Consider the following 12805-nt stretch of genomic DNA (forward strand, 5'->3'; position numbering starts at 1 on the left):
AGCATAAACCAAATTTTTAAAGAGACATTATGCTTAATCTTTCTCATGCCTTTCAAAAAAATGTTCTAGCTGCAGCTATTTCAGCGTTTGCCATACATTCACCCGTTGCAAATGCAGAGCCGCTTAAAACGAACATTCCCGCACAGTCTTTTAACATACCAGCAGGCGATTTAACTAATGCACTATCACTTTATGCTGCTAATGCTGGTGTACTACTTCCTTTTGATTCTACGCTAACCGAGGGGAAACACACACAAGGCTTAAAAGGCCAATATACGGTTAAAGACGGTTTTACTACATTACTTAAAGATTCTGGGCTTGAAATCATTAACAATAAAAAAGGCGAACTGGAACTCAGAAAAGCACCAACAGTTAAAGTCAGTGAAAACAACCTCCCAATCGATGTCGAGTTAGACCAAGTCCAAGTTCGTGCCAAGCGCTTCTACGAAATCGGCCCGTTGCCCGGTTTAGGACTCACCAAAGACCAGATCCCCGGCAACGTGCAAAGCATTACCGCCAAAGAGATCAAAGAATCCCATTCATTAAGTATTACCGACTTAATGAATAAAAAACTGCAATCCGTCACCGTCAATGATTACCAAGGCAACCCCTTTCAAATGGACGTGCAATACAGAGGCTTTACAGCAGGTCCACAAATCGGTACTCCGCAGGGTCTATCAGTATTCTTTGACGGTATCCGTGTCAATGAACCGTTTGGTGATGTAGTGAACTGGGACATGATTCCCATGAACGCTATCGCAAATTTTGATGTTTTCCCAGGATCAAATCCGTTGTTTGGATTGGGCACATTAGGTGGCGCTATTTCTGTTAAAACCAAAGATGGCTTTAACAATGAAGGCGTTGATGCAGAAGTGCTAACCGGTTCTTTTGGTCGTAAACAACTGCAAGTAGAAGGTGGCATTAACAATGGCACTTTTGCACTCTTTGGTGCAGGCAACTTTTTTATGGAAGATGGCTGGCGTGATAATTCACCTAGCAAGGTGAATCAGTTCTTTGGTAAAGCCAGCTACCGTGGCGATAAACTAGATTTAAGTTTCAGCAGCTTGATTGTGGGTAATGATTTGGTAGGAAATGGAGTTGTGCCTACCAATTTTTATGAACAAGACCGTAATAGTGTATTTACCAGCCCAGATACCACTAAAAACCGCCTTGCGCAGTTTCAGTTATCTGGCAATTATTTTGTGAATGACAATTTTACGGTTACGGGTCAGGTGTATAGACGTAACAGCAAGCGTAAGCAAAAGAATGCAGATGTATATACCGATTATGATAATCAAACGGTAAGCCAAAACTTTAAAGAAGGTGACCAATTTACTTGTCAATTCAATAGCACGAATAAATATGGCATCCCAGACTATGTAGTGATTGATCTTCCAGATCCGAATGACTTATCTTCAAGTGCTTTTCTAAATGAGTTGTTTAGTAATGGTGTTGCAGATTTTGATTTGTTAGGATCGGATGCATTTAATCGAGAGCTGCCTCAATATTATGCAGACTTACTTAAAGATCAGTTGGATTACTATGCAAATCCGACCCAATATGTTTATACAAATAAATTTCCATCAAATCGAACATTTTTTGGAGAAGAAACATCTTTTTCTAATGGAGAAGTATCCTATATTGCAAGAGTTGATGGTTTTTCGAATGACTTTGCTGTTTCTAGTTTAGCGTCGCTTGGCGTTGATTTTGAAATATTTAGCGGGCTAGGGGCAACAAATTATTATACTGAAGATGGTGTAAAACATATTGTTGCTTTTCGCCAGGCAGCAAATGGTGAAGCTTGCCTAAACACTCAAACTAATTCCAATGCGAATGTTGGCTTAGGCTACAACACATTGTTTGATCCAGTAACAAACCAGCCTAGGACGGTGGACGGTTTGTATGATGGGGGTGAAGGTTATGTAGAAGGTATCCCAACAGCTGTTATAACTGACAATCGCATCAATCAAATTGTAGACGGCTTTTCTACTCAGCTTAACTGGAACTTAGATCATCATAAATTCATGATTGGAGCTTCAATTGATAGTGCCTATGCTGAATATAATAATTCGCAACGTTTAGGTTTCTTTGATGCGAAGCGAAATGGAAAAATTGATCCTGATCGCGCATTAGATATTTATGCGGCTGCTGACAGGGGAATCTCAAATAATAACTTTGACGGTACATCGCGCACTAAAAGTTTATATTTTAGTGAAACATGGAGCCCAGTAGAAACTTTTCACATGACTGGTGCTGTGCGGTACAACGAAACGCAAGTGAACAGTACTTTAGCGGCACGTGATTTCGGCGCGTCAGAAATTAGCCTTTCCGACATTCTTAACACTCCTAACTTATTTGAAATATGTCCTAACGGTGTTTGTTCGGGCGAATTAGGTTATAGATTGGCGCCATTTAATCTGCAGTTTGGAGAGGCAGCAGAAAAATTCAGTTATTACTCACTAAATCCTTCACTAGGTGCCACCTGGCAAGCCAAGAAAAACTTGAATTTATATGCCAATTGGGCGCAGGGTGCACGTACCCCCAGTGTGGTAGAGCTTGGCTGTGCTTTAGATAAGACACCAACTGCGTTTGGATTAGATGCTAATGGCAATCAAGTTTTTGTTCCACGCAGTGTCGCCAATGGACGCTCTTGCCAACTACCCAGTGGCTTATCTGGCGACCCTTATTTACCACAAGTTAAAGCAGAAACGTTTGATTTAGGCATGCGTGGACATTGGGCAGATGCGATTGAATGGAATTTAGGCTATTACCGCACTGAACTTAAGGATGATATTTACATGGTCACCTATTTTGGTAATCAAAACTTTTTTGACAGTATTGGCAAAACACGTCGCCAGGGCATTGAAATGGGCATGAATGGTGATATAGGAAAAGCACGATTCAGCCTTAATTACGCACTGACAGATGCTAAATTCAGAAGTACATTCGTCACGGGTGGCGAAACAAATAGTAGCGCTAGCGCGCCAATTATACTTGCTGGCTCTGGTGAAACTGCTCCTGGTGAAATAACTGTAAAACCAGGCTCCCGCATACCGGGTGTGTCACTACATAATCTAAATGCTAATGTGAGTTATGACGTTACGCCGAACTGGACAGTAGGTTTAAGTGCGGTGATGCATTCCTGGTCTTACTTACGTGGTAATGAAAACAATGAGCATAGGAAGGGGGTTGCAAGGCCTGTATTCATTAAAGAGTTTGATGCGAATGGTGTACCAACTGGATTCAGAACTGTCTATCGGCAACCAACTACCAACCCAGGAAAAATCCCTGGTTATACGGTATTTAATTTCCAAACCAGTTACAAGTTCAATCAAGAGTGGACGGCTAGCATGTTGGTGAATAACGTTTTTGATAGGGAGTATTTTAGTGCTGGTCGTTTAGGTGTTAATCCTTTTTCACCCAGCATTAATGGAGCTATTGGCCCGGACGGCTACAACCATAATTCTGGCGATTGGCTCAGCACCAACTTTGTTGCACCTGGTGCACCGAGAGGTATTTGGTTTAGCTTGAATTGGCAGTTTGTACCGGATAAGAAGTAAGGCTATAAAAACAGAACAAAAAGCAGGGCATTTGCAACTGCCCTATAAAGCATTCAATCGCAACCATATTAGTACTTTACGAGGCGCTAAATGAGTTGTGATGAATTGGAGTAGCAGGCAGCCACAAATACCTGCTTATCAAACAATAGGGGACGGACCACGATTAATTGCTAACTTTGGGCTTTTAAACTGGATTCTCCCTTGTGGAGCATCCGTGCGGAATCTCTGCTACACCTTTCGCGGGAATAACGGATAAGACGTGAGCAATATCAATTGAGGCTCAATAATTTGAGTAATTAAAACATGTTAATAAAGTATACAAAAACATCAGCAGATTTAAACGATGTGGATGCTATTAACCTCGCTGAAATTGTGCGCGAGGTCAATCAACATGGATTTTATTCAGCATATTGCGCTATTCTGATGCGCCATATTGATGACCATGATGTGCTTATAGGTGAGATCAAGAAAATGGCGATACGCGCTAATTTGCAAGTAACATTTAATACAACTGAGACTATTTGTATTTTTGAGGCATTTTGATACTTGCCTCAATTATTCGCTAAGTAGAGGTTTTTTAACACCCACTATGGTTGAGTTTCAATGAGTCGCACAAAGCGGGCCGTCATACGAATTTGAGCCAGAGTTTGAAACTGAACTCATTATGACCTAAGTGATGTGGTTGCCAATAACGTATCAAGATTTACATGCCACACTGACTTCACGGCGTTGAATGGTGTAGTTTTCCAATTGGTCTGATGTATAGAACCCATTTGGGCAAATGGATCGTGCCTGTTGCCAGCATTCGTTCCAAGTCAAAAATCCGCTGCAGGTAAGTGTTCTCCACTTATGTGAATCTAGGTTAGCAACTTTAGGGCTTTGCGCGCAGCCAGCTAGTAGTGCCAGTGACATGGCTATTAATCCAAGCTTTACCAAGTTCCTCATCATCTCTCCTCAATACGGGCTATATGCAGATAGATTTATATATGACTTAAGCTATTTGAGTTTCGTTAAATCATCAATAATTTCTTGAGAGTGTTTTGATGTGTTCACGTTCAGATAGATTTTTTCTAGCTTGCCTGCAGGGTTAATTAAAAAAGTATAGCGTTTGGCAATTTTGATAAAGCCTAAATTGGTTAAGGCATTGTATTCTTTGGCTGCTCTGCCATCCTCATCGCTCAATAGCGGAAAAGGCAGATGATATTTTTTTGCAAATTCTGCATGACTGCGGCTATCGTCTACGCTGATTCCCACTACTTTTGCGCCTAGTTTTTCTAGTTTGTGCAAATCATCTCTAAACTGGCAGGCTTCTTTCGTGCAACCGGGTGTGTCATCTTTGGGATAAAAATACAGCACTAAATATTGCCCTGCATAATCGGATAAGTAATGCGTTTGGCCTTCTGCATCATTTAATGTGAAGCTAGGTGCATTGTCGCCAACTTTTAAAATATTGGATGAGTTTGAATAATGGCGATAACCAAAAAATGCCAATATTAGAACGGCAATGTAAAATAATATTTTTAGCATCATGGTCTTTGTTATGAGTCTTTGTAAGTATTGGTGTGCAAAATCGACAATAAGTTTATGTTAGTGCTGACAATTAATGCGCGCTAACACACACGATATGCTTTGAAATATGGATTTTGCAGACTAGTTTGCAAGCTGAAAATAATCATATTTTAAATATGCCCTGACAACTATATAATACAAGCCTTCTAAAGAAGTTGCCCCCGTAGCTCAGTGGATAGAGCATCCCCCTCCTAAGGGGAGGGTCACACGTTCGATTCGTGTCGGGGGTACCATTTATAAAGCATAGTACTTTGATTTTAAAGAAAATACTATGGTTTTATATCATTCCATATAATTCTATTTCACTATATATCATTATATTTTTAATATATGACTGTACCAAATTTGCACCAAGGTCATTTAAATGGTGTGCCTATTGGGTTTTAGAGACGTGGATAAGTATTTATCCATAAGTATATGTTTATAAAGAAATTATTTTTTATTTTATTATTTACATTTTATTATACTTAGGTATACTTTTATTTAAATATGAAGACAGACAATTCATTTAAAGCAATTCGGTACAGCCTAATCAACAGAAGAACTGATGGGCTGTTTAAATGCATTGAGCGGATCGAAAGTTTAATACGCTTTTCATTTAAACGAATTATGTTTAACTATCGATTTCCAAGTTCAGAGAGTATTGCTTTCCGTAGATTTCATGAAAAACGCGATTCAGAAGTTTTTTGTAAATGGTTACTTACTGTTTTTTTAAAATCATTAAAGGTATTAGTTGACGTGCTGATTGTAATTGAGCGCGTATTGATTAGTCAGCTAACAAAGCAGTTATTCGAGCGACCACCGCTTTTAAAATCGCGTCACATTGTCGATATTAATTTAACGCAACGACTCCTACCCGCACCGATTTCACTGAGCGCATAGAAGCCTCTTTTCAAGCCCTCGGGGGCATTCGGGTGCGCCCACATAAAATCCCATAGTTCTGGGCTGTAACTTCGTTATTGGAGTACAGCATGCAGTCAAATTTACAAACAACACAGTCAGAAAAGCAACAACAGCATTTAGAAATTCTTGATCCTAAAACCATATTTGTCGGCGTGGATTACGTTGCCGCGCTTCTAGGTGAAGAGCTTAGTACCATCTACAACAAATCTCATTCGGGGCGTCTTCCATTCCCTGTCTACAAGCCCACCAGTAGTTCTGTCAGATTCAAGTACAGTGAAATAATGGAGTGGGTTCAGAATTTAAAGCCGATTCAATCACGAAATAATAAAAGTAAAACAGACGCCTCGGTAAAGCGCGGCCGTGGGAGGCCACCAAAAAGACTACCAGACTCTGTGGCGGGTGGTTCTTTATGAGCAAATTGAATAATTGTGAAATAGAGGCAATTAAACAACGAGCTGAGTTAGTAGCGTCTCATTTACCGTTCTGTCACAAAGGATATTCCACACTTCCAAACATATTCTCAGGAAATAGCCTATTTGCAGCCACAGATGGGAAGTCAAAGTCTAAATCCCTTCAAATTTATGAAGAAGAAGTAAAGGTATATACACCTTCGAAGAGGTACGAAATATATTTCGTAGGTGAACCATTATCTCAATCTGACTTAACCACATATTTAAGAATTATTTCTCTGTATGGTATAGGTGGAACTAGGTTGGGTGAAAATATTTGGGTCAAATTACATGAGTTTCTAACTGAAGAAAAATCATCTGCGTCGTCACAAGCTTATGCTCGTTTTGAAGTTACGGTTCGAAGGCTCTACAACACAGAAGTAATTATTACTAGGCCAAATATGCCTCCGTTTTATTGTAGGTTAGTCTCTGGCCGCACGCCTGTTTTTATTGGTAATGGTAACAAGAAGATGCTCGAAATTTCTATCGAACGAACACTTCGTGATGCATTACAAATAGATGGATACTCATATATCAGTTTGAATGAAAGATTTAGCCTGGGGAATAACCAACTCGCTTTATGGTTGCACACGTACTACACAAGGCACGCGGAACCATATCCGATCACAGCTAGGTTTGTGTTCGAAAATTCAGGGGCTCGCGCAAAGGATTTTACAAGATGGATACGTTGTACTTTGGTGCAGGCAGTTGAGAAATTTAAGCCGTTGAATGGATGGTATCTACACCTCGATTTTAAAAATGGGCTTGATCAAGTTAAGCTACATTGCAAAAAGCCAGCCACGGCGAGCCAAGAAAAATACCTTAAAGATAGAGGTATTAATGTTGAATAATCAAAAGTCCGACGGCTATGTCTTTTCACTTAAAAAAGTCCGACGACTATGTCTTAAAGTACCGACGACTATGTCTTAAAACTATGCTTAAAGTCCGACGACTATGTCCGAAAGTCCGACGACTATGTCCCAAAAATCAAAATTTTAATTTTAATACATGAGGAAATAATCAATAAGAACAGTGGGTTAGATTGAATTTAAATATTCAATAAAATTGGGCTAATAAGTATTTAACAAGTCTTTTAATAAGACTTTAATAATTAGGATAATTTTGATTGTGGATATCTTTTTACGCAAAACAATGAATTCGCTAGCGCTCATGCTTTTTTTAAAAGCCCTCTGGCGGATGCGCTGAAGCGCAACCGTCCTCAACCCAATCGCGTTCCACGCTCTTGGGAGGATCCTTCCAGGGACCACCCACCAGCTTTGCTGGTGGACGGGTAATTCAAAAGCGGTCTGCAGGAAAAGGAGCACGTGAGATCTGCAAATAAAAGTGGAGTTAAAAGTAAATAGAACGAAAAAGCAGTCAATAGCTTTACCACAGGCCACAGCGTAGCGGAGCCGAAGGCGAGCAACGAATGGGCGCGGATAAAGGCGTAGCGAACTATTGACGGCTTTGTAGTGATTTAAGCTTTGGCATTGGTTGGTGGTTGGTTTTAACCGCCAACCGTTGCCCATCGGCGAGATGGTTTTGATCTTGAATTTGTGTAAATTTAACTTACCAATAATTTACTTTTATTTAGTCAAATTCCCTGCTTTTCTTAACAAGAAAACGACATGTTTTGCTTGTCCAAAACAGACAATAAATTTAACTGTATTTTTGTTGAATAAAAACAGTAAATCAACAGTAAGTAATTGAAAATAAAGGATAAATAGCCTTGTTAGTGTTTGAGTTTAGGAGTAATATTTAAGTGTTGATACAGCATTAATTTCATTATTATTTAATCTAAAAAAGGAGCAATTTATGCAAGTTACCCAAGATAATTTATTTGAGTATTTCGTACCTGTAAAGTCAGAATTTAAAGAAAAATCTTTGATATTGCTGACGGAAGATTACATGTTTGGGAAACGACTAATAGCGGTTGTCCACTGGCTCAACAGAAAGGTGAGTCTTACCTTCGCGGATGGCGTTTACAACAGTTCTCAAGTTCAAAACGGGATGGAGGAAGTTTTCACTGTTGAGTCGTTATTTCCGTCATATTTAGATAAAGAATATTTCAAAACCATGGGCGATGGTCATTTTGATGTTTCAAACAACCGCGGGTGGTCAGGGTCGGGTTGGAGTCAAAAAGTTCTAAATGAGATGGACGAATATCAAAATTACATATTGAGAAAAGTACGAGAAGCGCAAAATTTGCTGGATGAAGTTGGAGAAAATAATCCCGTTAACGAACAAATTCGTTCTGAAGTCCGCTCAATATTTAATTAAACCCTCCCCCGCGCGGATGGCCTCCATCCGCGAGGAAATAGGAATAGGAGTCGTTATGTCTGTTTTGAAAACCATCACAAACAATCTTGAGTCACCAACTTTGCAAATTGGCCTTGAATGCATTAACAAAGCGGATAGCGCTGAAGACGCCATTCGTAAGTTCCCTATTCATTCTGGCGAAATTGCGCTGGCAGCGATGGCGCTGCTTCTAACAGATGACGCGGCGCAAAATGAAATTTTTGAATATGTATCAAATCTTATTTTAGTTCATGACGAACTCTATTAATTTGAAAAAGGGGAACCTCATGAATGATTTAAAAACACCAACCAGCCTATTTAAGCGGATTGTCTCAGCTGTGACGTTGATTTGTTTCTCATCGTCAATACTGGTTGTGCCAAGCGCACAAGCAGGTACAACAGTAGATATTGCCCCTTCGTCTGGAATCTCCTCGACTTGGGCAAACCTTTCTGCTCAACCTAATAACTGGGTGAGCATGCCTAATTCACGTGGTTATGGCCAGAACGTAAAGTGGCCAAAGCTAAACTACACCAAGATTGCAGAATCCACATGGTCGGCAGACCGCACCAATGAAAACCAAGCTGCATTCGACTGGAAAATGATTGAAGGTGAGCGCTGGATTACCAATGGCCGTGAAGAGCTAGGACAAGCTGGCGTACCAAGTTCGCAGATTTCATCACGCATTAATGCTTTACCGAAAACCTCAGCTTATGTGTTCGCAGCCTATAGCCCAACCAACGCAGAACTTGTGATTGAGATTCAGAAAGTTGAAAAAACGCCAAATGGTCAGCTGATCGTCTATCGCGCAGATTACACCCCGCATCATGGTGAATATAATCGTTGGAAACGTGACTATTTAACGCCATCGGAAAATGCGGATCCAACTAAATTGGGATACAACCCATTCCAAAACTTCAAAGGTGCAACCAACGACAATGCTTTCCATAATATTTCATGGGAAGCGGTTGGTGTAGCCGTTGGTATGGCCATGCGTGCGAGTGATGCACACATTGGTTATATTGCGTCCGATAAATCGCGCTTTACTCAAAAAGTGAAAAAATCGGGGGGAATGTTAAAGAAAAAAGTCAAAGTCACAGTGCAGGGCTTTGTTAAACCGCAATGGTTTATTGCCACGCCCCTGGAGGTTCAACCCGAAGGTGGAATGTCTTCAATTTGCGCGGTAAATAGCGGTGCCGCAACTGGCCACGGCAACACCAGTTCTTGTGACTCTCCTTATCATTTAGTGACAAGCGGCGTATCTATCATGTCGTGGGCAGGCGGAAATATGCCCGAAACGGAGGAGTTGTTGTACAACTATGTTTACAAAAAATCTAGCTTCACCGTGTTGGCGTTTACGATTTTAACTTTTGCGTTGACTTGGGGGTTGGCGAGTGCTTTTGCGGCTGTTGTTGGGCCTGCCTCGGCAGCTAGTACTGCGGCAATTGGCAGCGCGGCTGGTTCTGGCATTGGATCTGCAACAATTGGAGCAATCGGCGCTGGTATTTATGCGGGTACAGCCGTGCTTGCAGGTGCCGATATCGTTGACGCACAAGCGGGATGGGCTGGCAGTACGGGCAATGGTGTCATGAAACCAAACACGAGCGCCCAGAGCAGGCATGAGAGTGGGCTTAATCAAGGCATTAAAAATAAGCAGATTACGAGTCGAGTTGGGACAGGTTTGGCGGGCTACCAAAGCCTGTATAAAGGTGATTGCCCTGAAACCATGGCAGGTAAAGATTGTATTGCTGCGGGGCTTGATACTGGCAGTATGCACAGAACTGACAGCTATTTGGAGTCCAACGTAGTGCGGCAGTTACGAGAGGCAGAAGTGCGTTGTAAAGCGAAAGGCTTAACGGGTAAGGCTTTAGCTATTTGTACAGCACCTAAAGCGGGGGCTTGGACAATTAGTACTGGTTTGTAAGTCAACTAAAAAATAACTAAAACGTTATACTGTTATAACGTTATACTGTTATAACATAATGGAGGATATATGAAGTGGTATCAAGTAATTAAGTTGCTGGGCGTGGGATTGATAATGCTAAATGCGGCAGGTTGTGCATCAACTGCAAATACGTTCCATAATTCAATAAGCTCAAATAAAACTGGGTCAATTGTTGGTTTTGCTTTGAGCAGTGCTCCCAGTAGTACGCAAAAAGAAAAGCTGGAGTATTGTGAAAAATTTAACCTGAATGATCCGCGTTGTTCAGATCACGATTACAGCATGGTAGCCGTTATGTCCGAATTCGGTTTCGCTAAGGCGTGGACTGGTGGTTTTGGCTTCGCCCACAAATCACTAAATCTGCCAGACAACTCAAAAAGCGGATGCGGAACAAATGGAAGTCAAGATCAAAAGTGCACCTATGTCAAATTACAGGTAGTGCCGAACAGCGTTGGAACGGTCTCTGAAGTAGTTTCACGCCCTGGCGATGGTAAGTGTAAGTGGGGTGGACTTCCACGCGCTGGCGGCGTGGTATGTGCAGGTGTATTCGATTACAAAACCGATAACCAAGCAGCAGTTTCTCAATAATAACTAACAAACTTTTTAAAGGGTTAAGCATGAAAAAACTAACTTTAGCATTACTACTTTCATTAGCATCTGGTGCTGCATTTTCTGCCGAAATTACTGGCCAGCTTATCGGCAATGACACTTCGGTCGAAGAGGCCTGCAAAGGCATTTACAAGGCAGATGATCGCTGTGTCACTCCTAACGATTATTTACTGTCTGCAATTGTCGCTAATAAAACTGAATCCGAAACTCTTAATGATGGCGAGGAAGTAGAAGCGGTTATTGCACTAATTAAAAAGTCAGATTTTGAAAGTCTCGAAGGTAAAACGGTAACTGCAAAATATGAGCCAGGTCAATTCGCAGAAATTATCGAAACAAAATAACCAATCCTGCTTCGGCAGGTTTTTTTTGCTCGTTGTACAGAAAGGACAAGCGCAAGTGTTTAAACAAAAAATTATATTGATCCCATTGTTAAGTGCATTTCTAAATACAAATGCAATGGCAGGCGGTGCAGCAGGCGGCGGAGCGTCTGAGGTTACTCAGGTTATGAATAATGGCGAGCTGATTGCGTCTGTTAGCAAGCAGTCTCAAATCGTGGCTGGTCAAATACGCGATTACACAGTTCAAATGAACCAACTGGCCAATGATCTGCAGAACTTAAAAAACGTACCAGTTGCCTTGGTTGCAAAAGCACTTAAGCCATACAAAAGTACCTTAAAAGCATTGGGCGAGTTGTATGTTGCGACCAACGAGGTGCATAAATCAAGTACAGATGCGTTTGATGCCCTACAAAGACGTAGGGCTGAAATGCGCAATTTGAATATGACTCCGACAGAATATTTGAATGCCGAGGCCTTGCTAGCCCACTCAAAAGGTGGTGTCTATAAAGCGCAAGCAGATCGTGATATTTCCGCATTCAAAAAAGCCGAGGAAAAGTCAGTGGCATTGGCTGCCATGGAGTCTCAAATATCAGCGGTAGGTGGCAACGTAGAAGGCCTTCAGTTGTTAGCCCAACAAAACCAAATAATGGCAGGTGAGCTGATGGAAATGAACGCCCAGATTCGTGAAAAATCACTTCAAGACAACATTGCTAAACAGCAGCAACAGGCAATTGAGGAAGAGAACAAAAAACGCGAAATTGCGTTACGAGAAAAGGCTCAAAAATCCTATACCGCAACACAAAATGCCATCAATAGTGGGAAATACGATGTTGAGGCCAACCGAAAAAGACTACTAAAGGACATGTAAAAAATGACAAAAATTAAACCAATTTACCGAGGAATACTGCATTTTTTCTGGGTACCTGAAGATGATGCTGCCAAGATTGTTGAGTCAATAAATAAATATGAAAAAGGTGTGACTGGCGACGATAGAAATGCACCAAAAATGGGGCTTAAGAGGTCATATGTAGCTTGGTCAGTAAGCATTACGTACTTCGAAACACCTTACCTCATTTATCTATTCATTTTTTGCTTTGGGTTTTTTATTCCAGCAAAATTCATTAGCTCATTTTTCTAAA

The 12805-nt window shown here is 41.0% G+C and carries 13 protein-coding genes and 1 tRNA gene; 12 read left to right on the forward strand and 2 right to left on the reverse strand.

Going from position 1 to position 12805, the window contains the following annotated elements; translation table 11 throughout:
* Positions 1 to 29 precede the first annotated feature (29 nt).
* Both K370_RS00045 and K370_RS00050 read left to right on the forward strand, forming a co-directional pair.
* Complete coding sequence (locus tag K370_RS00045; RefSeq protein ID WP_052185111.1) at positions 30 to 3560, forward strand: TonB-dependent receptor domain-containing protein; 3531 nt, start codon at positions 30 to 32, stop codon at positions 3558 to 3560.
* 303 nt (positions 3561 to 3863) lie between these two features.
* Positions 3864 to 4103: a hypothetical protein gene (locus K370_RS00050; protein ID WP_047536626.1), complete on the forward strand. Its 240-nt coding sequence runs from the start codon at positions 3864 to 3866 to the stop codon at positions 4101 to 4103.
* 153 nt (positions 4104 to 4256) lie between these two features.
* Here the strand turns inward: K370_RS00050 and K370_RS11925 are convergent, their stop codons facing one another.
* Together K370_RS11925 and K370_RS00055 are read right to left on the reverse strand one after the other, a co-directional pair.
* On the reverse strand, positions 4257 to 4472 hold the full coding sequence (locus tag K370_RS11925; protein WP_235272635.1) for a hypothetical protein: 216 nt from the start codon (positions 4470 to 4472) through the stop codon (positions 4257 to 4259).
* A gap of 84 nt (positions 4473 to 4556) precedes the next feature.
* Positions 4557 to 5090: a peroxiredoxin gene (locus K370_RS00055; protein ID WP_047536628.1), complete on the reverse strand. Its 534-nt coding sequence runs from the start codon at positions 5088 to 5090 to the stop codon at positions 4557 to 4559.
* A 196-nt stretch (positions 5091 to 5286) separates the two neighbouring features.
* Between K370_RS00055 and K370_RS00060 the strand changes: the two genes are divergently transcribed.
* The 10 genes from K370_RS00060 (at position 5287) to K370_RS00115 (ending at position 12804) form a co-directional block, all read left to right on the forward strand.
* Positions 5287 to 5362, forward strand: a tRNA-Arg gene (locus K370_RS00060).
* Between the two features lie 738 nt (positions 5363 to 6100).
* The gene (locus tag K370_RS00070) at positions 6101 to 6445 is read left to right on the forward strand and encodes a helix-turn-helix transcriptional regulator (protein ID WP_047536632.1); all 345 of its coding nucleotides are present in this window, start codon (positions 6101 to 6103) and stop codon (positions 6443 to 6445) included.
* Positions 6442 to 7332: a hypothetical protein gene (locus tag K370_RS00075; RefSeq protein WP_152603124.1), complete on the forward strand. Its 891-nt coding sequence runs from the start codon at positions 6442 to 6444 to the stop codon at positions 7330 to 7332. The genes K370_RS00070 and K370_RS00075 overlap by 4 nt, the downstream gene beginning before the upstream one ends.
* Before the next feature lie 964 nt (positions 7333 to 8296).
* Positions 8297 to 8761, forward strand: coding sequence for a hypothetical protein (locus tag K370_RS00085; RefSeq protein WP_047536641.1), 465 nt, complete (start codon positions 8297 to 8299; stop codon positions 8759 to 8761).
* Between the two features lie 55 nt (positions 8762 to 8816).
* Complete coding sequence (locus K370_RS00090) at positions 8817 to 9047, forward strand: hypothetical protein (RefSeq protein WP_152603125.1); 231 nt, start codon at positions 8817 to 8819, stop codon at positions 9045 to 9047.
* A gap of 19 nt (positions 9048 to 9066) precedes the next feature.
* Entirely contained in the window at positions 9067 to 10701 is a 1635-nt protein-coding gene (locus K370_RS00095) for a hypothetical protein (RefSeq protein WP_047536646.1), read from the forward strand.
* 69 nt (positions 10702 to 10770) lie between these two features.
* On the forward strand, positions 10771 to 11307 hold the full coding sequence (locus K370_RS00100; RefSeq protein WP_047536649.1) for a hypothetical protein: 537 nt from the start codon (positions 10771 to 10773) through the stop codon (positions 11305 to 11307).
* A 29-nt stretch (positions 11308 to 11336) separates the two neighbouring features.
* A complete protein-coding gene (locus tag K370_RS00105; protein WP_047536652.1) occupies positions 11337 to 11669 on the forward strand; it encodes a hypothetical protein in 333 nt (110 codons plus the stop codon).
* 55 nt (positions 11670 to 11724) lie between these two features.
* Entirely contained in the window at positions 11725 to 12534 is an 810-nt protein-coding gene (locus K370_RS00110) for a hypothetical protein (RefSeq protein ID WP_152603126.1), read from the forward strand.
* Positions 12535 to 12537: 3 nt separating this feature from the next.
* Positions 12538 to 12804, forward strand: coding sequence for a hypothetical protein (locus tag K370_RS00115; RefSeq protein ID WP_047536658.1), 267 nt, complete (start codon positions 12538 to 12540; stop codon positions 12802 to 12804).
* Position 12805: the final 1 nt, after the last annotated feature.

Source organism: Methylotenera versatilis 7 (assembly GCF_000799165.1).
In the GTDB taxonomy this organism is placed as follows: Bacteria; Pseudomonadota; Gammaproteobacteria; order Burkholderiales; family Methylophilaceae; genus Methylotenera_A; species Methylotenera_A versatilis_A.